At 64.4% G+C, this 22,099-nt stretch carries 23 protein-coding genes and 2 tRNA genes; 13 read left to right on the forward strand and 12 right to left on the reverse strand.

The genetic code is table 11. The features are described 5' to 3' along the window. Nucleotides 1-26 precede the first annotated feature (26 nt). Together pgl and zwf are read right to left on the reverse strand one after the other, a co-directional pair. On the reverse strand, nt 27-698 hold the full coding sequence (gene pgl, locus DL899_RS12215) for a 6-phosphogluconolactonase (protein WP_111734644.1): 672 nt from the start codon (nt 696-698) through the stop codon (nt 27-29). A gap of 2 nt (nt 699-700) precedes the next feature. Next, nucleotides 701-2,161 carry a glucose-6-phosphate dehydrogenase gene (zwf, locus tag DL899_RS12220; protein WP_111734645.1) on the reverse strand — a complete coding sequence of 487 codons (1,461 nt, stop codon included), beginning with the start codon at nt 2,159-2,161 and terminating at the stop codon, nt 701-703. A gap of 146 nt (nt 2,162-2,307) precedes the next feature. Between zwf and DL899_RS12225 the strand changes: the two genes are divergently transcribed. Continuing rightward, complete coding sequence (locus DL899_RS12225) at nt 2,308-3,261, forward strand: radical SAM protein (RefSeq protein ID WP_111734646.1); 954 nt, start codon at nt 2,308-2,310, stop codon at nt 3,259-3,261. 49 nt (nt 3,262-3,310) lie between these two features. Here the strand turns inward: DL899_RS12225 and yidD are convergent, their stop codons facing one another. From yidD to rpmH, 3 genes are read right to left on the reverse strand one after another with little or no spacing between them, the layout of a single operon-like run. Beyond that, a complete protein-coding gene (gene yidD / locus DL899_RS12230; protein ID WP_111734647.1) occupies nt 3,311-3,562 on the reverse strand; it encodes a membrane protein insertion efficiency factor YidD in 252 nt (83 codons plus the stop codon). Further along, nucleotides 3,559-3,957, reverse strand: a complete 399-nt coding sequence (rnpA, locus tag DL899_RS12235; RefSeq protein WP_111734648.1) for a ribonuclease P protein component — start codon at nt 3,955-3,957, stop codon at nt 3,559-3,561. The genes yidD and rnpA overlap by 4 nt, the downstream gene beginning before the upstream one ends. A 38-nt stretch (nt 3,958-3,995) precedes the next feature. Further along, nucleotides 3,996-4,130 (reverse strand): 50S ribosomal protein L34, encoded by a 135-nt coding sequence (gene rpmH, locus DL899_RS12240; protein ID WP_055683249.1) that lies wholly within the window; start codon nt 4,128-4,130, stop codon nt 3,996-3,998. Nucleotides 4,131-4,465: 335 nt separating this feature from the next. Here rpmH and DL899_RS12245 point away from each other — a divergent pair, with 335 nt between their 5' ends. The 7 genes from DL899_RS12245 (at nt 4,466) to DL899_RS12275 (ending at nt 11,744) form a co-directional block, all read left to right on the forward strand. After that, a complete protein-coding gene (locus DL899_RS12245; RefSeq protein WP_111734684.1) occupies nt 4,466-5,197 on the forward strand; it encodes a TVP38/TMEM64 family protein in 732 nt (243 codons plus the stop codon). 2 nt (nt 5,198-5,199) lie between these two features. Continuing rightward, on the forward strand, nt 5,200-6,618 hold the full coding sequence (locus DL899_RS12250; protein ID WP_111734649.1) for a dihydrolipoyl dehydrogenase family protein: 1,419 nt from the start codon (nt 5,200-5,202) through the stop codon (nt 6,616-6,618). Nucleotides 6,619-6,629: 11 nt separating this feature from the next. Next, on the forward strand, nt 6,630-8,015 hold the full coding sequence (locus DL899_RS12255) for a sensor histidine kinase (RefSeq protein WP_111734650.1): 1,386 nt from the start codon (nt 6,630-6,632) through the stop codon (nt 8,013-8,015). Nucleotides 8,016-8,074: 59 nt separating this feature from the next. Continuing rightward, nucleotides 8,075-8,151: transfer RNA gene (locus tag DL899_RS12260), tRNA-Arg, on the forward strand. Nucleotides 8,152-8,438: 287 nt separating this feature from the next. Further along, nucleotides 8,439-9,584: a CaiB/BaiF CoA transferase family protein gene (locus DL899_RS12265; RefSeq protein ID WP_111734651.1), complete on the forward strand. Its 1,146-nt coding sequence runs from the start codon at nt 8,439-8,441 to the stop codon at nt 9,582-9,584. Nucleotides 9,585-9,614: 30 nt separating this feature from the next. Next, nucleotides 9,615-10,778 carry an acyl-CoA dehydrogenase family protein gene (locus DL899_RS12270; RefSeq protein ID WP_111734685.1) on the forward strand — a complete coding sequence of 388 codons (1,164 nt, stop codon included), beginning with the start codon at nt 9,615-9,617 and terminating at the stop codon, nt 10,776-10,778. Nucleotides 10,779-10,925: 147 nt separating this feature from the next. Continuing rightward, the gene (locus DL899_RS12275; RefSeq protein WP_111734652.1) at nt 10,926-11,744 is read left to right on the forward strand and encodes an HTD2 family dehydratase; all 819 of its coding nucleotides are present in this window, start codon (nt 10,926-10,928) and stop codon (nt 11,742-11,744) included. A gap of 21 nt (nt 11,745-11,765) precedes the next feature. On the opposite strand, the gene DL899_RS12280 is transcribed toward DL899_RS12275, so the two are convergent. Both DL899_RS12280 and DL899_RS12285 read right to left on the reverse strand, forming a co-directional pair. Beyond that, nucleotides 11,766-12,710, reverse strand: a complete 945-nt coding sequence (locus tag DL899_RS12280) for a LysR family transcriptional regulator (RefSeq protein WP_111734653.1) — start codon at nt 12,708-12,710, stop codon at nt 11,766-11,768. 163 nt (nt 12,711-12,873) lie between these two features. Then, on the reverse strand, nt 12,874-14,178 hold the full coding sequence (locus DL899_RS12285) for an ATP-binding protein (RefSeq protein ID WP_111734654.1): 1,305 nt from the start codon (nt 14,176-14,178) through the stop codon (nt 12,874-12,876). Nucleotides 14,179-14,217: 39 nt separating this feature from the next. Here DL899_RS12285 and DL899_RS12290 point away from each other — a divergent pair, with 39 nt between their 5' ends. Next, nucleotides 14,218-15,126 (forward strand): MBL fold metallo-hydrolase, encoded by a 909-nt coding sequence (locus DL899_RS12290; RefSeq protein ID WP_111734655.1) that lies wholly within the window; start codon nt 14,218-14,220, stop codon nt 15,124-15,126. Nucleotides 15,127-15,206: 80 nt separating this feature from the next. Then, nucleotides 15,207-15,281, forward strand: a tRNA-Asn gene (locus DL899_RS12295). 345 nt (nt 15,282-15,626) lie between these two features. Here the strand turns inward: DL899_RS12295 and DL899_RS12300 are convergent. From DL899_RS12300 to DL899_RS12315, 4 genes are all read right to left on the reverse strand, one after another. Then, nucleotides 15,627-15,896 (reverse strand): DksA/TraR family C4-type zinc finger protein, encoded by a 270-nt coding sequence (locus tag DL899_RS12300; protein ID WP_111734656.1) that lies wholly within the window; start codon nt 15,894-15,896, stop codon nt 15,627-15,629. Nucleotides 15,897-15,918: 22 nt separating this feature from the next. Next, on the reverse strand, nt 15,919-17,019 hold the full coding sequence (locus tag DL899_RS12305) for an alpha/beta hydrolase (RefSeq protein ID WP_239494690.1): 1,101 nt from the start codon (nt 17,017-17,019) through the stop codon (nt 15,919-15,921). 79 nt (nt 17,020-17,098) lie between these two features. Further along, nucleotides 17,099-17,995 (reverse strand): RNA polymerase sigma factor RpoH, encoded by an 897-nt coding sequence (rpoH, locus tag DL899_RS12310; protein ID WP_111734657.1) that lies wholly within the window; start codon nt 17,993-17,995, stop codon nt 17,099-17,101. Nucleotides 17,996-18,170: 175 nt separating this feature from the next. Next, entirely contained in the window at nt 18,171-19,196 is a 1,026-nt protein-coding gene (locus tag DL899_RS12315; protein WP_111734658.1) for an RluA family pseudouridine synthase, read from the reverse strand. Between DL899_RS12315 and DL899_RS12320 the strand changes: the two genes are divergently transcribed. From DL899_RS12320 to DL899_RS12330, 3 genes are all read left to right on the forward strand, one after another. After that, the gene (locus tag DL899_RS12320) at nt 19,195-19,512 is read left to right on the forward strand and encodes a DUF6476 family protein (protein WP_111734659.1); all 318 of its coding nucleotides are present in this window, start codon (nt 19,195-19,197) and stop codon (nt 19,510-19,512) included. The genes DL899_RS12315 and DL899_RS12320 overlap by 2 nt on opposite strands. A 271-nt stretch (nt 19,513-19,783) precedes the next feature. Further along, on the forward strand, nt 19,784-21,040 hold the full coding sequence (locus DL899_RS12325) for a tyrosine-type recombinase/integrase (RefSeq protein WP_111734660.1): 1,257 nt from the start codon (nt 19,784-19,786) through the stop codon (nt 21,038-21,040). Then, nucleotides 21,033-21,452 carry a hypothetical protein gene (locus DL899_RS12330; protein WP_111734661.1) on the forward strand — a complete coding sequence of 140 codons (420 nt, stop codon included), beginning with the start codon at nt 21,033-21,035 and terminating at the stop codon, nt 21,450-21,452. The genes DL899_RS12325 and DL899_RS12330 overlap by 8 nt, the downstream gene beginning before the upstream one ends. A gap of 25 nt (nt 21,453-21,477) precedes the next feature. Here DL899_RS12330 and DL899_RS19415 read toward each other — a convergent pair whose 3' ends face one another. Then, nucleotides 21,478-22,098, reverse strand: coding sequence for a hypothetical protein (locus tag DL899_RS19415; protein WP_162685570.1), 621 nt, complete (start codon nt 22,096-22,098; stop codon nt 21,478-21,480). Nucleotide 22,099: the final 1 nt, after the last annotated feature.

Genomic DNA, 22,099 nt, shown 5'->3' on the forward strand with positions numbered 1-22,099 from the left:
GGGGGTGCAAGAGTGTCGCAGCATGCTCAGGGTGCCCAGTGCATGACGGCCTCATCCAGCACCGCCGCCACGGGCGCCTGGATCGGCTGCGACGCGCGGGCACGATCGAGCGCGGCCTTCTTGGCCGCGCCGGTGATGACGATATGCAAGGCCAGCGAGGCGCGCAGAACCCGGGCAGAAAGGCTGACCCGCGGCTCAGGCACATCCTTGGCGCGTATCGCCACCAATACCGGCGCATGCGGGTCGAGCGCGGCCTCTAGCGCGTCCGCCCCGGGAAAGAGCGAGGCGGTATGCATGTCCTCGCCCATGCCCAGCAGGCACACGTCGATGGGCAACAGCGGCACGATGCCGGCCTCGAGATCGGCCAGCACCTCTTCGGGTTCATGGCCCGGCGCGTAAAGCGGCAGCAGCCGCGCCCGCGCCGCGCGCCCCGTCAGCAGGCGCTTGCGCACCAGCCGGGCGTTCGAGCGCACATGCACCTCGGGCAGCCAGCGTTCGTCGCTCAGGCAGACATCCACCCTGCCCCAGTCGAGATCGGCATCGCAAAGGCAGTCGAAAACCGGCCCCGGCGTGCTGCCCCCGGGGACCACGAACAGCACCCGTTCCTTGTGTTCCAGCGCCGCGTTCAACTCGCCCGCCAGACGGTTGGCCAGATGCACCGCCATCAAATCGGCATCGGGATAGTCGATCCATTCCATGCTCATGCCTTTATCTCGCGCCAGCGCCGACCATCGCGCAGCATCAGCGTCAGCGCCTCCTGCGGGCCGGAACTGCCCGTTTCATAGGTCAGCGGCGGCTCGCCGCGCTCTTCCCATCCGCGAATCGCGGCGTCGGTCCAGGCCCAGGCCGCCTCGACCTCGTCGCCGCGCATGAAGAGCGTCTGGTTGCCGCGGATCACGTCCATGATCAGTCGCTCGTAGGCGTCGGGGAAATCGGCATCTTGGGGGCCCAGGGCCTCGGCAAAGGTCATGTCGAGCGGCACATCGATCAGCCGCATGCCGCCGGGGCCCGGCTCCTTGATGGTCACGCCCAGCTCTATCCCCTCGTTGGGCTGCAACTTGATGGTCAGGATATTGCGGTGCCGCCCGGCATCGTCGCCAAAGATCGAATGCGGCGCATCCTTGAACACCACCGCGATTTCGCTGGCGCGTTCGCGCAGCCGCTTGCCGGTGCGCAGGTAGAACGGCGTGCCGGCCCAGCGCCAGTTGCTGATCCGCGCCTTGAGCGCGACAAAGCTTTCGGTGGTGCTGTCGGGGTTTTCCACCTCTTCGTGATAACCGGGCCGTCCCTCGGCGGCGCGGTACTGGCCGCGCACCACGTCGCCAGCGCCCAGCGGGTCGAGCGCGCGGATCACCTTGAGCTTTTCGTCGCGCACCGCGTCGGGGTCGAATTTCGCCGGCGGTTCCATCGCGATCAGGCACAGAAGCTGCATCAGGTGGTTCTGCATCATGTCGCGCATCGCCCCGGCGCGGTCGTAGTAATCGCCGCGCCCGCCCACGCCGTGCTCTTCGGCTACGGTAATCTGGATGTGGTCGACATACTGGCTGTTCCAAAGCGGTTCGAACAGCATGTTGCCGAACCGGATCGCCATCAGGTTCTGAACCGTTTCCTTGCCCAGGTAATGGTCGATGCGATATATCTGGCACTCATTGAAATAGCCCGCCAGCACGCGGTTGAGATCTCGCGCGCTGGCCAGGTCACGGCCAAAGGGTTTTTCCACCACGATCCGCGCCGACGCATCGGCCAGCCCGTAAAGGTGCAGCCGCTCGGCCAGCGGCCCGAAGAACCGCGGCGCCACCGAAAAATAATAGGCTCGGATGCGTTCATTTCTTGTGCCGGCGCTCAGGCGGTCCCATCCGGCCTCTCCCAGCGCGTCGATGGTGACGTAGTCGAGCATTTTCAGAAATTCCGCCTGGCTGGCGGTGTCGGGGCGGCGCCCCTCGGCCATCTCGGCGCTGGCGATTGCCTCGGCCACGAAGGCGCGGTACCCGTCCGCGTCCATCTCGCGGCGTGCAGCGCCGGTGATCTGCACATCCGCCTCGATCTGGCCGGCACAGAAACGGCGATAGAGCGCCGGCAAGATCTTTCGCCGCGCCAGATCGCCAGTACCGCCAAAGATCACCAGGTCGAAAGGGTCGACCGGTATGACACGCGAAACCATCGCTTTCCTCCCGCCCGCTCCTATACCACGGCAACCTCACGCCAGACCATGCCCGGATCACAACCCTGTCATGCGGCCAGCGAATGGATTTTCCCGAGCATTGCGACAGGTTAGACCTGAAACGCGAACTAAATTGATATGGTGCCATGAAAGACGTATTGCAGCCCCCTGCCCCCGAGCCCAGGTTCCGCGATCCGCTGGTCACCGCCGACGGGCAGGCGCGTGCGCGCGTGGCGCTGACCCGGCCCGAAACCCTGTGGTTCAACACCGGGACGCTGTGCAACATCACCTGCGCCAACTGCTATATCGAAAGCTCGCCCGAAAATGACCGGCTGGTCTATATCACCGAGGCCGAGATGAACGATTACCTCGACCAGGCGCAAACGCGCGGCTGGCCGCTGCGCGAGGTGGGCTTTACCGGCGGCGAGCCGTTCATGAACCCCCAGATGCCGGCGATGGCACGCAGCGCGCTGGAACGCGGCCTTGAGGCGCTGATTCTCACCAACGCCATGCGCCCGATGATGCGCCCCAGGGTCAGAGACGCGCTGGCACAGCTCGGGGCCGAGTTCGGCGACCGAATGGTGCTGCGGGTGTCTCTCGATCACTGGTCGGAGGCGCACCACGACAGCGAACGCGGCAAGGGCAGCTTTGCCATCACGCTGGAGGGGATGCGCTGGCTGCGCGATGCGGGCATCCGCACCACCGTCGCCGGCCGCACCCTGTGGGGCGAGAGCGAGGCAGAGGCGCGCGCGGGCTATGCGAAGCTGTATGCCGAGCACGGCTTTGCCATCGACGCGAACGACCCCTCGCAAACGGTGCTCTTTCCCGAGATGGACGAGGCCGCCGACGTGCCGGAGATCACCAGCAGTTGCTGGGGCATCCTGGGCAAGTCGCCCGATGACGTGATGTGCGCCTCGTCGCGGATGGTGGTCAAGCGGCGCGGGGCAGACCGGCCAGCAGTGGTGGCCTGCACGCTGCTGCCTTATGAGCCCGAATTCGAGCTCGGGACCACCCTGGCCGAGGCCGAGGGTGAGGTGGCGCTCAACCATCCCCATTGCGCGCGGTTCTGCGTGCTGGGCGGGGCCAGCTGCGGGGGTTGAGCGAATCCCACCTCCGCTTCACGACCTGTTCGGCAACAAACCAGAAATATCAGGTCTTGTTACCTGTCTCCTCGTCGTCATTCCCAGGCACCGGGTCATAGCCGCACCCGCCCCAGGGGTTGCAGCGGGCAATGCGGCACAGCGCCATCCAGCCGCCGCGCAGCGCGCCGTGGCGTTCCAACGCGTCCAACGCATATTGGCTGCAGGTGGGCTGATACCGGCAGTTCCACCCCACCCAGGGTGAAAAGATCAGCCGATAGGCCCGCACCGGCAGGGCGACGATATGGGCAAGCGGGCTCATGTTTTTTTGTGCAGACGCTCCAGCGCGCGCAGCAGGTCGTCCGTGAGTGCGGCGAAATCCCGCTCGGCGGTCACGCCGGGGCGGCCGATCAGCGCATAGTCCCAGCCGGGCCGTCCGTGCTCGGAAAGCACCAGGCGGGCCACCTCGCGCAGGCGCCGCTTGGCGCGGTTGCGCGCCACCGCGTTGCCGACCTTCTTGGAACAGGTGAACCCCACCCGGATCGTCGCAGAACCGTCATCGCGCGAGCGCCCCTGCACCAGCATGCCGGGCATCGCCTGCCGCCGGGCGCGGTTGAGCGCCAGAAAATCGGCCCGTTTGCGCAAATGCTCCAGACATGAGGAAACCGCCGGGGGCGATTTCCCCGCCTGTTTCGCGAGGGCCTCCGGCGGTGTCATTCGATCGTTCCCGCGTGTCCGGTTTCCCGGAACGGAAATCAGGCGCTCAGAACCTTGCGGCCGCGTGCGCGACGGGCGTTGAGAATCTTGCGCCCTGCCTTGGTTGCCATGCGCGCGCGGAACCCGTGCCGGTGCTTGCGAACCAGGTTCGAAGGTTGAAAGGTACGTTTCATCGCTCAAGCTCTCCGGTCTTGCGGCCCGGCGCGCGAGTGATTGGGAATCGCACGCCCCGGCCGATAATGTCTCGAAGCCCGGTCTATAGATGCCGCGCGGGGGCAAGTCAAACGTCAAACCCGTGTTACGGCCCCGATCCGCGATGAATGCATCACGCGCTGGACGGTATCAGGCGCAAATGTTTCAAAACCGGACAGTTGCCCGCGCCTTAGGGCCGAAACCATGGCAGTTTCATCACCCCTCATCACCCCCACGTGAAACCCCTAGCCCGGCACGCCCTGATCGCGCATTTAGGATGGGCGACAAAGTATATGACATGAATCCGGATCAAGACATGAACCACGCGAACGCAACACCCAGGGCACGGTATGCCCGCCACCTGCCGCTGGCGGTGATCGCCTGCGTGGCCATCGCAGGCGCGATTTTGCTGGGCGACATGGTCAGCTTTGACACCCTACGCACACACCGCGAGGCGCTGATGGCGTTTCGAGATGGCCATCTGGGCGTGCTCACGCTGGCCTTTGTCGTGGTCTATTTCGGTATCGTCGCCTTTTCACTGCCCGGCGGCGCCGTGGCCTCTGTCACCGGCGGGTTCCTGTTCGGGCTGATGCTGGGCACGCTGCTTAACCTCGCGGGGGCGTCGCTGGGCGCAATTGCCATCTTTGCCGCCGCCCGCATGGGGCTGGGGCGAATGCTGGCCACGCGGATCGAGGCGTCGGACGGCACGCTCAAGCGCATCAAGGATGGTCTGCTCGAACACGAGGTCAGCGTTCTGCTGCTGATGCGCCTCATCCCTATCGTGCCGTTCTTCGTGGCCAATCTGCTGCCCGCGCTGGTTGGGGTGCGGTTCTTCAACTACGCATGGACCACGGTTCTGGGCATCGTTCCCGGCACGCTGGTCTATGCATGGGTTGGCGTCGGCCTGGGCGAGGTGTTCGATCGGGGTGAAGACCCCGATCTTTCCTTGCTGTGGGAGCCACAGATCATCGCCCCGATCCTGGGGCTTTGCGTGCTGGCCGCGTTGCCGATTCTGGTACGCAAGCTGCGCGCCAAAAAGGTCGCCTGAACATGGAAAGACTGAAAACCGACCTGCTGGTCATCGGCGCCGGCTCCGGCGGGCTGTCGGTTGCGGCGGGCGCGGTGCAGATGGGCGCACGGGTAGTGCTGCTTGAGGGCGGCAGGATGGGGGGCGATTGCCTCAATTACGGCTGCGTGCCCTCCAAGGCGCTGCTGGCGGCGGCGCATGCTGCCCACGCCCACACCCACGCCGCCCGTTTCGGCCTGACCGCCACAGCGCCAAAGGTGGATTTCGCGGCCGTCAAGGACCACGTCGCCGGCGTGGTGGCCCAGATCGCGCCCCATGACAGCGAAGAACGTTTTGCAGGGCTGGGCGTGCGGGTGATCCGCGAATATGGCCGCTTCGTCTCAAACACCGAGGTCGAGGCCGGCCAATATCGCATCACCGCCCGGCGTATCGTCATCGCCACCGGCTCGTCACCACTGATCCCGCCGATACCGGGGCTGGACACGGTACCCTTCCTGACCAACGAAACCCTGTTCGACCTGCGCGAGCGCCCCGAACACCTGCTGATCATCGGCGGCGGGCCCATCGGCATCGAGATGGCGCAGGCCCACAGGCGGCTGGGCTGCCGGGTGACGGTGATCGAGGGCGCGCGCGCCCTCGGCCAGGATGACCCGGAGATGGCCGCCGTGGTGCTGAAACGTCTGCGCAATGAGGGTGTCGAGATTGTCGAAGAGGCCCCGGCGGCGCAGGTCAGCGGCACCCCCGGCGCCATCAAGATCGATACCAAGGACGGGCGCAGCTTTGCTGGCACGCATCTGCTGGTCGCGGTGGGGCGGCGGGCCAATACCGACAAGCTGAACCTCGACGCCGCCGAGATAGAAACCACGAAAACCGGCATCCGGGTCGATGCCGGAATGCGCACCACCAACCGGCGGGTCTATGCCATCGGCGATGTCGCCGGGGGCGCGCAGTTCACCCACCTGGCCGGCTATCAGGCCGGGGTGATCCTGCGCCCGATGCTGTTCGGCCTGCCGGCAAAGACCAGCGGCGATCACATCCCCCGCGTTACCTATACCGACCCCGAACTGGCGCAGGTCGGCCTGACCGAACAGCAGGCGCGCGCCCGGTACGGCGACCGGCTGGAGGTGGTGCGCGTCGACCTCTCCGCCATCGACCGCGCCGTGGCCACGCATGAAACCGACGGATTCATCAAGGTGATGGTGGTGCGCGGCCGCCCGGTCGGGGCCTCGATCGTGGGTGCAGGCGCGGGCGAACAGATCGCGCTTTGGGCGCTGGCGATCGCGGCTGGACTGAAAATGCGTCACGTCGCCGGGATGGTCGCGCCCTACCCCACGGTCGGAGAAATTGGCAAACGTGCAGCAGGGGCCTATTTCTCGCCACGTCTGTTTGATAATCCTAGAGTCAGAAAAATCGTGGGGCTGGTGCAACGCTGGCTTCCGTAAGTGGGCGGCGAATGCGGTTTCTGAAATCTTTATCGGGACGGTTTCTGGTTCTGACGGCGGTTTTCGTGATGCTGGCCGAGGTGCTGATCTTTGTCCCCTCGGTCGCGCGTTTTCGCGAAGACTTCCTGATGTCGCGCCTCGAACGCGCGCAGATCGCGGCACTGGCGCTGCTGGCGAACGAGGATATCAGCGCCGAGCTGCAAGAGGAACTGCTGCTCAATGCCGGGGTCTTCAACATCGTGCTGCGGCGCGATGCGGCGCGCCAGCTGGTGCTGTCCTCGCCCCTGCCCCAGCCGGTCAGCGCCACCTTCGATCTGCGCAATGCCTCGGCGCTGGTGCTGATCCGCGACGCGCTGGCGCGCCTGACCGACCCCGAACCGCAGGTGATCCGCGTGATCGGCGTGCCCTCGCGCATGGCCGGGCTGCTGATCGAGATCACGCTGGAAACCGAACCGCTGCGCATGGCGATGCTGGATTACGGGTTTCGCATCCTGATGCTGTCGCTGGTGATTTCGGTAATCACCGCAGGGCTGCTGTATCTCGCGGTGCGCGCCCTGCTGGTGCGCCCGATCAGCCGCGTGGTCGGGCACATGCAATCCTATGCCGCCGCCCCCGAGGATGCGCGCCGGGTGATCGTGCCCTCGGCCGGCGTGACCGAACTGCGCGAGGCCGAAGAGGCGCTGAAATCGCTGCAGACCCAGTTGACCGGGGCGCTGAAACAACGCGAAAGGCTGGCCCAGCTTGGCGGCGCGGTGGCCAGGGTCAGCCATGATCTGCGCAACATCCTGACCACGGCGCAGCTTTTCACCGACCGGATCGAGACCAGCGACGACCCCAAGGTCCAACGCATGGCGCCCAAGCTGGTGGGTTCGATCAGCCGCGCGGTGCATCTGTGCGAAAGCACGCTGGCCTTCGGCCGGGCCGAGGAACCGGCTGCAAGGCTGGAACGCTTTGCTCTCGCCCCGTTGGTCGAAGAGGTGATCGAGAGCGAACGCATGGCAATCGAGGCCGAAGCCGATATCCAATTCGCCAGCGACATCCCCGATGGCCAGAACGTCCGCGCCGACCGCGAACAGCTATACCGGGTGCTGACCAACCTCTTGCGCAACGCCCGCCAGGCCATCGCCGACGCCGGCAAGAGCGGCGCCATCGACGTCAGCGCGCGGGAATCGAACGGTACCTGCATCATCACCGTCGCCGACACCGGCCCCGGCCTGCCGCCCAAGGCGCGCGAGAACCTCTTTCGCCCGTTCCAGGGCGCGGCCAGCCGCGGCGGCAGCGGGTTGGGCCTGTCGATCGCCCAAGAACTGGTGCGCGGCCACGGCGGCGACCTGACGCTGGAGCGCAGCAACGCCACCGGCACCGTGTTCTCGATCTGTCTGCCCGCCGGAGAGTGACAAATTAACGAAACCCCTCTTGCATCGCCCGACATCCGAGTCTAGATGATCGGCCTCACGGACCGATAGCTCAGCTGGATAGAGTACCTGACTACGAATCAGGGGGTCGGGGGTTCGAATCCTCCTCGGTCCGCCACCACCCAACGGGGCGGAATAAAGTTCATCCAGTAGAATCAGGCAGTACAGGCGTTGCGGCGCTATCCGCTGGTCCTGCCCCTTTATCCCGCCGCACATCTTGCCACACATTCATGGGTGTTTTCGGGCTATGGAATGCCGTGCGAAACCGGGCGGAGGATGACCCCACCCATCGGAAAACCCACGAGAAGACATAGGCTCTTCGCATGGCCCCTGCCACATTCTTGAATGACACCTCTCGCACCGGATCATGCCATATTGGCCCGGTGACCGATTCAGGAGGGCAACATGGCGGATTTGTCGGGGCTGTTCGTAGTCTCCATAGAACAGGCGGTGGCGGCTCCCTATCTCTCGTCCCGGCTGGCCGAAGCCGGTGCGCGCGTGATCAAGGTCGAGCGTCCCGAGGGGGACTTTGCGCGCGGTTACGATCAACTCGTACACGGCGAAAGTGCCTATTTCGTCTGGCTCAATCGGGGAAAGGAAAGCGTTCGCCTCGACCTGCGCACCCCCGAGGACAAGGCGCTGTTGTCCAGGCTGATCGCCCGTGCCGATGTGTTCATTCAAAACCTCGCGCCCGGCGCCATCGACCGGCTGGGGTTCGCGCCGGATCGGCTCAGGGCAGAAAACCCGCGGCTGATCACGGTTTCGATCAGCGGCTATGGCGAAGACGGGCCAATGGCGGATCGCAAGGCCTATGACCTGCTTGTGCAGGCGGAAAGCGGCCTGTCCGCGATTACCGGAAACGAAGCCGGTCCGGCGCGGGTCGGTGTGTCCGTCTGTGACATTGCTTGCGGCATGACCGCCTATCAGTCGGTGCTGGAGGCGCTTGTCGCGCGCAGCACGACCGGACGTGGCCGACATCTTTCCGTCAGCCTGTTTCACGCGCTCGCCGACTGGATGAACGTGCCCTACCTGCAATACGCCTATGGCGGCAAGATACCGGAACGCGCCGGGCTGTCGCATCCCACCATCGCGCCCTATGGCGTCTTTTCCTGTGCCGACGGCGGCGAAATCCTGCTGGCCATCCAGAACGAACGCGAATGGGCGCGGCTTTGCGCTGACGTTCTGGGCGATGCGGGCCTTGCCACGGATCCGCGGTTTTCCTCGAACGCCCGGCGGGTCGAAAACCGACAGGCGCTTGACACGCTGGTCTCTGCGGCTCTGGCCCGGCACGACCGGTCCGAGGTGGCGCGCCTGCTTACCGAGGCGGCAATCGCCTTTGGCCAGGTGTCGACGATGGCCGATCTGGCGGCGCATCCGCAAAACCGGTTTGTCGAGGTCGAAACCCCGACCGGCCCGGTGCGGCTGCTCGCGCCCGGCACGCGGATCGACGGGACAACCCGCACCTTCGGCCCGGTCCCTGCCCTGGGCGAACACACCGATGCCGTCCGGAGGGAGTTTTCCCAGACCGAAGAAGAAACACCCAAAGATTAACCCTTACACAAGAGAGACATATCCGTGACCCTGCCCACAAGTGCCTCGACCGACCACGACGACCTGCGCCAGGCCCTGCGCGCGCTCTGCGCCGGTTTCGGGCCCGAATATCACCGAACCCAGGCACAGAACGGCACCTATCCTGTCGAGTTCATCGATGCGCTGACCCATGACGGGTGGCTCGCGGCGATGATCCCCGAAAGCTATGGCGGGGCAGGACTTGGGCTGGCAGAAGCGTCGATCGTCATGGAAGAGATCAACCGCAGCGGCGGGAACGCGGGCCATTGTCATGGCCAGATGTACAACATGGGCACGCTGCTGCGCCACGGCTCGGACGCGCAAAAGGAACGGTATCTGCCGGGCATCGCGTCGGGCGAATTGCGGCTTCAATCCATGGCGGTGACGGAACCCACGACCGGGACCGATACCACCAAAATCAAGACGACGGCGCGCCGGAATGGCGACCGCTATGTCGTCAACGGGCAAAAGGTCTGGATCAGCCGGCTGGAACATTCCGACCTGATGATCCTGCTCGCCCGGACGACGCCTCTCGACCAGGTCAAGAAGAAGTCGCGCGGAATGAGCATCTTCATCGTCGATCTGGCCGATGCCTTGGGTCACGGGATGACGATCCAGCCGATCCGCAACATGGTCGGGCACGAAACCCACGAGGTGTTCTTTGACAACCTCGAAATCCCCGCCGAGAACCTCATCGGCGAGGAAGGCATGGGGTTTCGCTATATCCTCGACGGCCTGAACGCCGAGCGCACGCTTATCGCGGCCGAATGCATCGGCGACGGGTACTGGTTCCTTGAACGTGCGGTGGACTATGCTGGCGAACGCGTGGTTTTCGACCGCCCCATCGGCCAGAATCAGGGCGTCTCGTTTCCGCTCGCCCAAGCCTATGTGGATGTCGAGGCAGCCAACCTGATGCGGTTCGAGGCCTGCCGCCGGTTCGACGCGCAAGAAGACTGCGGCGCGCAGGCGAACATGGCGAAACTGCTGGCGGCTGACGCGTCATGGAAGGCGGCGAATGCCTGTCTGCAGACACATGGTGGTTTCGGATTCGCCGAGGAATACGACATAGAGCGCAAATTCCGCGAAACCCGGCTGTATCAGGTCGCGCCGATCTCGACCAACCTGATCCTGAGCTACGTGGCCGAGCATGTGCTTGGACTGCCACGTTCGTTCTGATCCGTGTCCGGCCTGATTGTCCATCTGTCGGCCCATGTGTCATGTACCCTCAGCCCCGGGGGCGATCAGGCGAACAACCTTGAGGTTCTCGGTGGTTTTCACGGCCCTAATCGCCTTTGATACCGCCGCAATGTGGGAGAGATTGTGATGAATAACGAGGATTGGATCGGACGCGTCAGCACAGCGACAGACGTAATGACGCCCAGGCTTGTCGCCCAGTTTCGCGCGACGCTTGGTCAGTTCGCCCACAAGGAAATGCCCGGCCTGCAGTGGCTTGTCTCCCCCGAAACCCGGCCATACGAAGACCTGGGGCGCGATGGCCATCCCCGCCCAGGTCTTGTCCTGCCCGACCTCGGCTTGCCGCGCCGGATGTGGGCCGGGGGCCAGGTCGTCTGGCATGGCCCGCTGGCCGAGGGCGACACCGTCACGCGGACGACCACCGTCGCGGACATTACCTACAAGACCGGCCGCAGCGGGCGGCTTGGGTTTCTCACGCTCGATCATAGCTACAGCGTCGCGGGCGAAAGCCGCATCGAGGAACGGCAGGATATCGTCTACCGCGACGATCCCGATGCAGATACCAAGCCGCCCGCGCCGCCGGCTGCAGACGACTGGCCTGACGCCACGGGGCAGGATGTCTCGCCCAGCCCGACCATGCTGTTTCGCTATTCCGCGATGACCTTCAACGGGCACCGCATTCATTATGATGCGGACTATGCGCGCGAGGTCGAAGGCTATGCCGGGCTGGTTGTTCATGGGCCGATGCAGGCAACGTGGATGCACACCCTGGCAGCGCAGATTGCAGGCACCGTGCCGCGCCGGTTCTCTTACCGGGGGCTGTCGCCCTTGACCTTGCCCAACACGGCCCGCGTCGAAGCGCGTGAAACCGAACCCGGGACATTGGCGCTCCGCGTTCTCGACGTGGTGCAAGACATCGTCACGATGAAGGCGGAGGCCGTGTTCTAGTCTTGGACGTCCTGCGCACCGTCATTCGGGCGTCCAGACCAGTTCCCCTTCCCAGATACCGCGCTTCACCATCTCGGCCGCGACATTCAGCGTCAGTTGTTCGACCGCCGTACAAGCGCGCGTCGGGGTGCGCGAGGGGTTCTTTACCAGATACACCGGGCGCGAGATCGTCGGCTCGCCGATCGGCGCCCTGAGCAGCTTGCCCTCGGTCACGAAGTCATGGCACGCCGCCGGGGCGAAGATGGAAAAACCCGACCCGCGCGCGACCAGTTCCTTTATCTGCGTCATCGCGTCGAGTTCGGTCACGACGTTCAGGTCCACGCCGTTTTCGGCGGCCGCCGCTTCGACAATCCGGCGAAGCCCGTGCGGTTCGCCCGGCAGGATCATCTCCAGCCCCTGCAGCGTCTTCAGCGGCACCGGCGTGCCCGGCGGGGTCTGCAACGGCCACGCATCGGGCGCCGAAAAGAAGTAGAGATGTTCATTCAGGACATGTGTCGCCTCGAAATGCTCGACCCCCTTGAGATCATAGAGAAATCCGATCTCGACGGTTTCATCATCGATCCAGGTCTTGATAAAGCCGCTCATCGTTTCGCTTACCCGCAGGCGAACCTGCTCAAGCTCGAACCTGACGGTTTCGGCAAGCGGAACCGACATGACCATGGACACCGAAGGCGGCATTCCGAAATGCACCTTCCCGATGATCTGCTGGCCCATATCGCGCACTTCGTCCATGCAGGTCCGGAGCGCCTCGCAAATCTTGCGGGCATGGCCGAGCAGCAGTTCGCCCTCTGCCGTCAGCGTGGACCCGCGCGGCGATCGCACGACGAGCTTGGCCTGCAACTCCTCCTCCATGTTGACAAGGTGTTGCGAAAGCGAAGGCTGCGCGATGTTCAGTCTGTGGGCCGCTGCGGACAAAGAGCCAGCCTCTGAAATCGCTATGAAATAGCGCAGCTGACGTATGTCCATGGGGCTCTTCCTCGCACGCGGCAAAGGGCAAGAATAATTCGCCCGCCGCCCCGGGTCAAACCTGCCTCAGCCCGGCGTAAACGGGTTTGCGGCACCGCGGCGGCAGCCCATTCCGACCGCCTTCTTTTCAAGACAATGGTGGGCCGCCCTGCCCGCCGCGCCCTTACCGCCCGATGACGATATCCGCCTGCAGCCCGCCCAGGCGCTCGCTCTGGCCCAGCCGCAGCGTACCGCCATGGGCGCGCGCGATGTCCAGCGCGATCGACAGGCCCAGCCCCACGCCGCTGCCGAGGTTCTGGTTGCGCGCCCGGTCCAGCCGCACGAAGGGCTTGAGCGCCTCTTCGCGGTCGGCCTCGGAAATGCCGGGGCCGTCATCCTCGACCCGGATGACCAGCGCGCCGTCGGTCAGGCGCACCGACACCTCGGCCCGGCTGCCATAGCGCACGGCGTTGGCGACCAGGTTTTCCAGCGCCCGGCGGATACCACCCGCGCGCAGCGGCACTTCGCCGGCGCCCGCGGTCCTGGCCAGGATCACCGGCTTGCCGGCGCGCTGAAAGTCCTCGACGATACCGCGCACCAGCGCCACCGGATCGACCGGTTCTGCCTCGTCTTCCTGCGCACCTCGGGCGAAGGCCAGGAATTCGTCGATCAGCCGTTCCATGTCGGCGACGTCGCGTTCCATCGCGGTGCGATCCTCGACATCGAGCATCGACAGCGCCAGCCTGAGCCGCGTAAGCGGCGTGCGCAGATCGTGGCTGACCCCCGACAGCATCAGCGTGCGCTGCTCGATCTGGCGCTCGATGCGGGCGCGCATGTCGACAAAGGCCTGCCCGGCGGCGCGCACCTCGATCGCGCCGGCGGGGCGATAGGTCATGTGCTGCCCCCTGCCGAACGCCTCTGCCGCGCGCGCCAGCCGGGTGATGGGCCGCAGCTGGTTGCGCAAATAGAGATAGGCGATCACCGTCATGATGACGGCGAAGAAGATCATGTTCACGAACAGCTGATGCGGATTCGAGGCTGATACAAGCCGGCGGTCGAAGCGCATCATTACCCGTCCCTGCGAGGTATCGAGATATAGCTCGACAACACTGTTGCGCGGCAGTTCCACCGCCCTCAGCGGGGGCAGCAATCGGTGCAGCTCGAGCACCACGTTTCTGCCGGTCAGGTCATACCAGCGCCAGTAGTCGGCGGTGGGAACGTCGGCCGCCCTCACCGGCTCGACGTCAATACGCAGGATGGTGGCCATGCGCGAACTTGCCAGCTGCTCGGGCGTCAGGCCGCTGTCCAGCAGGAGCTGAACCTCGCGGCTGAGCGAGTTGGTCATCTGCCGGGTCACGCCCTCGAAATGGCGCTGGATGAACACCACCGAAACCACCAGCATCACCGTCACCACCGGCAACAGCAGGATCAGGAAAGCACGCCCGTAAAGGCTGCGCGGCATGTAGGGTTTAAGCCAGCGAAAAGACATGCTTTAACCTAAGCGCGTAGCCGGCCGGAAGAAAGGGCGATGACGATGGATGATTTCAATCCCCAGCCGGGCCTGGCCGAGGATCTGGGCAATGGCGTGCGCCGGGTGCTGGCGCCCAACCCCTCGGCCATGACCTGGCGCGGCACCAACACCTACCTGGTGGGCACGCGCGAGGTGGCGGTGATCGACCCGGGGCCGGATGACCCCAGCCACCTGGCGGCAATCCTGGATGCGCTGACGCCGGCCCAACAGGTCACCCGGATCCTGGTCACCCATTCGCATATCGACCATTCGCCGCTGGCGGAACGGCTGGCGCGCGAAACCGGCGCGCAGGTGCTGGGCTTTGGCCCCTCGGGCAGCGGACGCAGCGAGGTGATGGCGCAGATGGCCGAAAGCGGGCTGGAAGAAGCCGGCGAAGGCATCGACCCCGGTTTTGCCCCTGACGCCGTGCTGGGCGATGGCGACGAGGTGCGAGGCGAAGGCTGGACGCTGCGCGCGCACCACACGCCGGGGCACCTGGGCAACCACCTGTGCTTTTCGTTGGGCGATATCGTCTTTTCCGGCGACCTGGTGATGGGCTGGGCCAGTTCGCTGGTCTCGCCCCCCGATGGCGACCTGACCGATTTCATGGACTCGTGCCGGCGGCTGCGCTCGATGGGGGCACAGGCGCTGCATTCAGGCCACGGCGCGCCGATTTCACGGCCGAACGAGCGGCTGGACTGGCTGATCGCCCACCGCGAGGGGCGCGAGGCGGCAATATTGCAGGCCCTGCGCGGCGGGCCGGCAACGGCACAGGCGATCGCGGCCGAGGTCTATACCGACATCCCCGCGCAGATGCTGCCCGCCGCCATGCGCAACGTGCTGGCCCACCTTATTGATCTTTACGGAAAATCCCTGGTCGAGCCGGTCGACGCCCTGTCCCAGCACGCCCGGTTCCGCCTGAGCTGAGCGCGCCACCGCAAGAGTGAAATTTCCGTCACAATCCCTCTGGACGACGCGCCGGCCTGTTGCTATATGGCCGCCTGTGTTCCGGCGTAGCTCAGCGGTAGAGCAGTTGACTGTTAATCAATTGGTCGTAGGTTCGATCCCTACCGCCGGAGCCAATCAACCACTTGGTTGCATAACAAAAATGGCGATCCTTCGGGGTCGCCTTTTTCGTTTACTTCCAACGATTTTGCAACGCACTTGGCGATTGGCCTGTGGAACATGCGTACACGCTCTTTGCGAAAAACTCTGCACAGCTTACCAGCTTGCATTCAGGTGGTGTCTTCATTTGGGGAACCCGCAAATCGGCTGCGGTTTGAGTCAAGATCGAAAACGGTGGCGATCTTGATCAGACGAACCCTGATCGACGCGCAATGGGGGCGGATTGAACCGCTTGTTCCCGGTATAGAGGGCGACCGTGGACGGACCGCGCGGCGGGTTGCGGCCCTTGTTCTGTACGCCCCTCACTTCAACTGGCTGTCCTTGCTGCCACGGCGGTTGATGCCGCCGCGCTGCATGGCGGCCCCGTCGCGTTCCTGCTGGCAGTCGATGCACAGCTTGACGCCGGGGATCGCCTGTCGGCGCGCCTCGGGGATCGGCTCATTGCATTCGGCGCAATGGGTCAGGCTTTCGCCCTTGGGGGCTGGTCGAGCCTTGAGGCGGGCCAGCTCGTCTTTGATCGCCGCTTCGATCTGTTCGTGAACCGCGCCGTCGCGCGCCCATCCGGTTGCCATGCCCTGCCTCCTTTCGCGTCAGTTAATCGAAACGAAGTTTCAGAAAGTTTCCGAAACCGTCGGTCTCCCGCCTGGGTTCGTCGATCATGCCGCGCAGCACCCTGATCGCCGCCGGCGAGGTCATTGGAACGGCGTGGCCAAGGCCCTTGCCACTATTCTCGGCCCCGAGCGCGGTGAAGTCGAGAACCTGCACCCCCTCCACGCCCTCAAGCTGCTCTGGCCCGTTGATCACGCCCAGCCGCGGCTTTCTGCCGAACAACAGGCCCGACAACGACAGCACCCGATCCTTCCGCGAAACGAAGATCACGAAGGGCTGCGGCAGCTTGCCGATTGCCGCAGCCTGACGGCGGAACAGGTCGGGGTCGATATCGGGCGCCATCAGCACCACGCCGCTGATCCGGTCGAGCACCCGCCTGTCGCCCCTCAGCGCCGCCTGGCGCAGCGTTTCCATCACCAGCTGCGCGCCCATCGAATGCGCCAGCAGCAGCACCCGTTCGCCCGGCGCGGCGGTCAGCGATTCGAGCACCTGTTGGAAATCGTCGCGCGAATAGAGCACGCTGTCGCGGTCATAGGCATAGCCGCGCGGATCGCCCGCCGAGGGCCAGGAATACAGCACCCCGGGCCCGGTAAAGTCGAAATCGGCGCGGATCTGGGCAAAGCGATAGACCGCGTCGGAAAAGGTATTGTTGTAGCCGTGCACGAAAACCAGCGTTTCCTTGCCCGAGCTGTGCTGCCGCATCGCCCGGACCATGCTGTTCGAGCCACGATAGACATGGCTGTCGGTAACGACGAAATCGGTGGCGGCGTCGGGCGTGCCCTTGGGCCATTCGATCTCGCCCAGCTGGTGCGTGGGCGGAATCGACACGTCCATGTGCAGATAGCGCAGGCCCTCGACGCGTTCATCGCCGAAACTGGGCCCCAGGTCGCCAAGGTCGCGCGCCGTGGCGACGTAAACGCGCTCGACACGCGCCTCGGGGTTGGGAGAGCTGAACTGAAACGCATTTCTCGGCGCGCAAGCGACCAGCACCGCCGCCATCAGCAGCACCAGCGCGACACGGGCCGGCCTGCGGGCAAGCCGTCGTGACGCCGGTGCCACGGCGACGGGGATAGAATCAACTGACATGGGCGCGTCTCCGGCTTTGCCGGACAAGGCTAGATCAAAGCGCGGCGCTCTCCAAGCCTTTCACGCGGCCGGCAGCCTGTTACGACGCCGGCAGCATGCCCTTTTCCTGCGCCAGCGCGCGCATGCGCTTTTGCAGCTTTTCAAATGCGCGCACCTCGATCTGGCGGATGCGTTCACGACTGACGTTGTACTGGCCCGACAGCTCTTCCAGCGTGACCGGGCGCTCGCTCAGCCGGCGCTGTGTAAGGATGTCGCGTTCGCGGTCGTTCAGCACGTCCATCGCCGCCGCCAGCATTTCACGCCGCGCCTCCAACTCGTCCTTGCGTTCATAGTCGGCGGCCTGGTCGGCGGTCTCGTCCTCCAGCCAGTCCTGCCACTGGGCCGCGCCCTCGTCGCCACTGCCCACCGTGGCATTCAGCGACGCATCCCCGCCCGACATCCGCCGGTTCATCGAGATGACTTCGGTCTCGGTCACGCCCAGGTCGTGGGCGATGCGGGCGACGTTGTCGGGGTGCATGTCCCCCTCTTCCAGCGCGCCGATGCGGGCCTTGGCCTTGCGCAGGTTGAAAAACAGCTTTTTCTGCGCGCTGGTGGTGCCCAGCTTGACCATCGACCAGCTGCGCAGGATGTATTCCTGGATGCTGGCGCGGATCCACCACATGGCATAGGTGGCCAGGCGGAAGCCCTTTTCGGGATCGAACCGCTTGACCGCCTGCATCAGCCCGACATTGGCCTCGGAAATCACCTCGGCCTGGGGCAGACCATAGCCGCGATAGCCCATGGCGATCTTGGCCGCCAGCCGCAGGTGGCTGGTGACCATGCGATGCGCGGCCTCGGTATCCTGCTGCTCGACCCAGCGCTTGGCCAACATGTATTCCTCTTCCGGTTCCAGCAGCGGGAACTTGCGGATTTCCTGCATGTAACGGTTCAGCCCGCCTTCAGGGGTCGGGGCGGGGAGATTTGCGTAGTTGCCCAAGTTTCTATCCCTCCAAGCGTTTCAGCCCTAATGTATATCGAATTAACATTGATTTAGGCAGCGTATCCGGCCATTTCAAGTGGGCCGGACCGCATAGTTGAGGCAAATGATGGGATATTGTGCCGGTTTCTGCCAGCCCCCCCGCCTGCCCGCTCACGCAGTCGTGCGAATGATGTCAGCCCTGCAACGCCGCCAGCAGTGTGGCAAAGTCCGCTGGCGGCGGGGCCTCGAACCGCAGGTTTTCTGCCGTCACCGGATGTTCAAAGCCCAGCGTGGCGGCATGCAGCGCCTGACGGGGAAATTCCGCCACTGCCTCGCGCGCGGCATCAGGCAGCGCCCGGGCGGGAACGCGGCGGCGGCCGCCATAAACCGGATCGCCGATCAGCCCGTGCCCGGCATGGGCCATATGCACCCGGATCTGGTGCGTGCGCCCGGTTTCCAGCCGGCATTCCACCAGCGACACCACGCAGGGCGCACCGAACCGTTCCAGCACCCGCACCCGCGTCACCGCGCGGCGGCCCGACCCGAACACCACCGCCTGGCGCTGACGGTCGGTGCGGTGGCGCGCCAGCCCGGTGGTGATGGTCAGAACCCCGTCGGGGCCAAAACTGGTGCCGCGCAGCCCGCGCAGGCGTGGATCGGCCGCATCGGGGCAGCCATGGGCGATGGCCAGATAGGCCCGCTCGGCGCTGTGCCGTTCGAACTGGGCAGCCAGCCCGTGATGGGCGCGGTCGGTCTTGGCCACCACCAGCAGGCCGGATGTATCCTTGTCGATCCGGTGCACGATGCCTGGGCGACGCTCGCCCCCGACCCCCGACAACGACGCGCCGCAATGGGCCAGCAGGGCGTTGACCAGCGTGCCATCCGGGCTGCCCGGTGCGGGGTGAACAACCATGCCTGCGGGCTTGTTCACGACGATCAGGTCTTCGTCCTCGTACAGGATATCCAGGGGAATATCCTGCGCGACGGTTGCGACCTCGGCCACCTCCGGCACGTCGATCTCGACCACGTCGCCCTCGGCCACCCGCGCCTTGGCGTCGGTGACAACCGCCCCGTTCACCCGCACGCAGCCATCGGCGATCAGCCGCGCCAGCCGCGTACGCGACAGCGCCGCACTGTCTGGCACATCCCGCGAAAGCGCCTTATCAAGGCGGGGCGGCGGCGCTGCCGCGATGCGAAAGGAAAGAGGGGCAGAGCCCATGACGCAAGACCCCGCGCCTCAGCCGGCGGATGCCGGCACGTTGAAATATCTGCGCATCCTGGTGACGGTGCTGACAGTGACGATGGTTCTTGGCTTCATAATCATCGTGGTACTGTTTGTCATCCGCTTCTCCGATGCCTTCGGCGCCAATCCCGACCCGCTGTCCCTGCCCGCCGCCATCACCCTGCCCGAGGGCGCGACCGCCACCGCCTTTACCCGCGGGCCGGACTGGTACGCGGTGGTGACGCAGACAGGCCGGATCCTGATCTATGACGCCGAAACCGGCACGCTGCGCCAGGAAATCGCGGTGGAGTGAGGCACAAGGGCCGTCGCAGTAAAGCCGCGTGTGACGAGACAGCGAACAAGGTGATGATGGTACCGCCTCCCCGACTTGAACGGGGGACCTCTTGATCCACGATCAAAAATAGGGCCATAACGGACCCAAACTATACAAAACGATCCAATCAACTATTTCGCTTATTTTGCCGGAGCTTCCTTGCAATGTTAGGCGCCGTTGCTAACTTGGGGTAACAACCCGAAACGCTGGATTCTGTTACCCCAGCGTTACCCCAGAGGACCTTTTGACTATGGCAAGGGCACTGACGACGAAGGCGGTAGAGGCTCTGAAGCCGGACTCCAGCCGCCGCGAAATCCCCGACCCCGCGCTATCCGGGCTTTACCTGGTGGTACAGCCGAGCGGCGCTAAATCATGGGCACTGCGGTATCGCTACGCGGGCAAGCCCAAGAAGCTGACTTTGGGGAAGTGGCCGATCATGGGTGTTGCCGCTGCGCGCGCCGCTGCATCAGAGGCAATCGAAGCCGTAGAACACGGCAACGATCCCGGCGCGGCCAAGAGAAAGGCCAAGGCCGCGCGGATTGAGGCGCATCTTTCCGAGCGCGACAAGATCAAGACGCTGGTGGAGCAATACACCGACCGGCACCTGTCCAAGCTAAAATCCGGCGCTGATGTGCAGGCACAGCTTGCGCGCCACGTCCTGCCCTCTTGGGGAGATCGCAAAATTCAGGACATAGGCAAGCGCGACGTGATCGACCTGCTGGACGGGATTGCGGACAGCGGCCGGGTTGTGACTGCCAACCGGGTGCGCGCCTATCTATCGAGTTTCTTCAACTGGTGTGTTGAACGCGACGTGATCGCGGCATCCCCGCTTTCCAGCGTAAAGCCGGTTGCTAAGGAAGCCAGCCGGGACCGTGTATTGAGCGACGACGAAATCAGGTGGTTGTGGCAGGCCGGTGACGACCTTGGGCAACCTTGGGGCCAGATCGCCAAGTTGCTACTGCTGACGGGACAGCGCCGCGCCGAGGTGGTGGGCATGACCGATGCCGAGATCAATGGCGATGTATGGCACCTTGAAGCGGAGCGAACGAAGAATGGCCGGGCGCATGACGTGCCCCTGTCCAAGGCCGCACAGGACATCTTGGCCGGCGTAGAGCGCATCAAAGGCCCGAATGGGTATGTATTCACCACCACGGGCGAAAGCCCTGTCAGCGGCTTTACAAAGGGCCGTGATCGCCTGCATCGCCGCATGATCGAGATTGCCAGCGAAGAAGCGGGCAAGCCGGTGGAAATCCCGCATTGGACTTTTCACGATCTGCGCCGCACGGCGGCAACCGGCATGGCGCGGCTGGGCATCCCGGTTCGCGTCCCCGAGGCCGTATTGAACCATTCCAGCGGCACGGGTGGCGGGATCGTAGCTGTGTATCAGCGACACGACTATGCCGACGAAAAACGGACCGCGCTGGACGCATGGGCAAGGTTGGTGGCCGATCTGGTGGAAGGCCCGGCGGAAAACGTGGTGAGGATCACGGAGGCGGGCAATGGGTGAACTCAAAGCATCGGGTCAAACGGCCATTCGTGCGCGTAAGATGCGGCAGGAGGTGCGGAAGCTGGAGGCAGAAGCGCGATCAGCAGCCGATAACACCGAATACCGCAACATCATGGAGCAAGCAGCACAACTGAAAGATCAGGCGCTGGACCTAGAGAGGGCGAGCCGGTGGTTCGCATATCTTGACCGCAAGGAGACCGTAGGCAGAAACCAAGGAATGCAACGCGGGACCAAGGACAAGATTGATTTCTTGCGCGCCGTCTCGGACAGCATTGGCGGCGCAAGCCGTGAAGCAATAGCCGCTGAATGCTTGGAAAATCATCCTGGAACGGTGCGAAGGCTCTGGCGGAAGGAGGGCGAGAAAGCACGGTCTATCCTACTGAAATTTATGAAAAATAACAAGGCTCCCTAAGGGTCAATTTTTCAAAAAGAAGCCCCTAAGGGGTGTTCCACAACGTTAAAAAATGTTGATGTTGTCTAGCCACGACCTGAGCAAGAGGAAGTGGCAAATGACGAATGAATGCAATCCGCACCGCCGCATCACCGCCACCACGGTGCGCGAGATGTGCGGCGGTGTTTCCGATATGACGCTTTGGCGTTGGCTGGGAAACGACACCTTGGATTTTCCACGGCCCATCTACATCGGAAATCGCCGCTATTGGCGTGAGGCCGATGTGATCGAGTGGCTCGAAGCCCAAAGCACCGAAGCAGCATAAGAAAAACCCCCGACCGACGGCACGGCGGGGGCTTTCCGGAGGTTTGAAGTTTTCAGCAGCTTCGCCCGGAAAGATACCATGCCGCGCCATCTCGGGCAACCGATGAGGCATAGAGTAATGGCAGAAAAGCCGACCGGGCCGACCAGGCAACAGAAATGGCGCAAGCGCCACCCCAAGCGCTATCTCGCGCATCTCGCAACCCAGAATGCCTTGCGCCTTGGCGTGATCAAGCGCGGCCCATGCGAGGTGTGCGGCAACCCTAAGACCGACGCCCATCACGACGACTATGACCGCCCGTTTGATGTGCGGTTTCTGTGCCGCCGCCATCATAAGGCGCACCATG

Source organism: Roseovarius amoyensis (genome assembly GCF_003260265.1).
GTDB lineage: Bacteria > Pseudomonadota > Alphaproteobacteria > Rhodobacterales > Rhodobacteraceae > Roseovarius > Roseovarius amoyensis.

Coding starts and splice junctions, on each gene's coding strand:
- DL899_RS12290 (WP_111734655.1), top strand. CDS start 14,218: ATGACGATGGATGATTTCAATCCCCAGCCGGGCCTGGCCGAGGATCTG.
- DL899_RS12330 (WP_111734661.1), top strand. CDS start 21,033: ATGGGTGAACTCAAAGCATCGGGTCAAACGGCCATTCGTGCGCGTAAG.
- rpmH (WP_055683249.1), bottom strand. CDS start 4,130: ATGAAACGTACCTTTCAACCTTCGAACCTGGTTCGCAAGCACCGGCAC.
- pgl (WP_111734644.1), bottom strand. CDS start 698: ATGGAATGGATCGACTATCCCGATGCCGATTTGATGGCGGTGCATCTG.
- DL899_RS12275 (WP_111734652.1), top strand. CDS start 10,926: ATGAATAACGAGGATTGGATCGGACGCGTCAGCACAGCGACAGACGTA.
- DL899_RS19415 (WP_162685570.1), bottom strand. CDS start 22,098: ATGGTGCGCCTTATGATGGCGGCGGCACAGAAACCGCACATCAAACGG.
- DL899_RS12280 (WP_111734653.1), bottom strand. CDS start 12,710: ATGGACATACGTCAGCTGCGCTATTTCATAGCGATTTCAGAGGCTGGC.
- rnpA (WP_111734648.1), bottom strand. CDS start 3,957: ATGACACCGCCGGAGGCCCTCGCGAAACAGGCGGGGAAATCGCCCCCG.
- yidD (WP_111734647.1), bottom strand. CDS start 3,562: ATGAGCCCGCTTGCCCATATCGTCGCCCTGCCGGTGCGGGCCTATCGG.
- DL899_RS12245 (WP_111734684.1), top strand. CDS start 4,466: ATGAACCACGCGAACGCAACACCCAGGGCACGGTATGCCCGCCACCTG.
- DL899_RS12285 (WP_111734654.1), bottom strand. CDS start 14,178: ATGTCTTTTCGCTGGCTTAAACCCTACATGCCGCGCAGCCTTTACGGG.
- DL899_RS12325 (WP_111734660.1), top strand. CDS start 19,784: ATGGCAAGGGCACTGACGACGAAGGCGGTAGAGGCTCTGAAGCCGGAC.
- DL899_RS12255 (WP_111734650.1), top strand. CDS start 6,630: ATGCGGTTTCTGAAATCTTTATCGGGACGGTTTCTGGTTCTGACGGCG.
- DL899_RS12305 (WP_239494690.1), bottom strand. CDS start 17,019: ATGTCAGTTGATTCTATCCCCGTCGCCGTGGCACCGGCGTCACGACGG.
- DL899_RS12315 (WP_111734658.1), bottom strand. CDS start 19,196: ATGGGCTCTGCCCCTCTTTCCTTTCGCATCGCGGCAGCGCCGCCGCCC.
- DL899_RS12225 (WP_111734646.1), top strand. CDS start 2,308: ATGAAAGACGTATTGCAGCCCCCTGCCCCCGAGCCCAGGTTCCGCGAT.
- DL899_RS12250 (WP_111734649.1), top strand. CDS start 5,200: ATGGAAAGACTGAAAACCGACCTGCTGGTCATCGGCGCCGGCTCCGGC.
- DL899_RS12320 (WP_111734659.1), top strand. CDS start 19,195: ATGACGCAAGACCCCGCGCCTCAGCCGGCGGATGCCGGCACGTTGAAA.
- zwf (WP_111734645.1), bottom strand. CDS start 2,161: ATGGTTTCGCGTGTCATACCGGTCGACCCTTTCGACCTGGTGATCTTT.
- DL899_RS12265 (WP_111734651.1), top strand. CDS start 8,439: ATGGCGGATTTGTCGGGGCTGTTCGTAGTCTCCATAGAACAGGCGGTG.
- DL899_RS12300 (WP_111734656.1), bottom strand. CDS start 15,896: ATGGCAACCGGATGGGCGCGCGACGGCGCGGTTCACGAACAGATCGAA.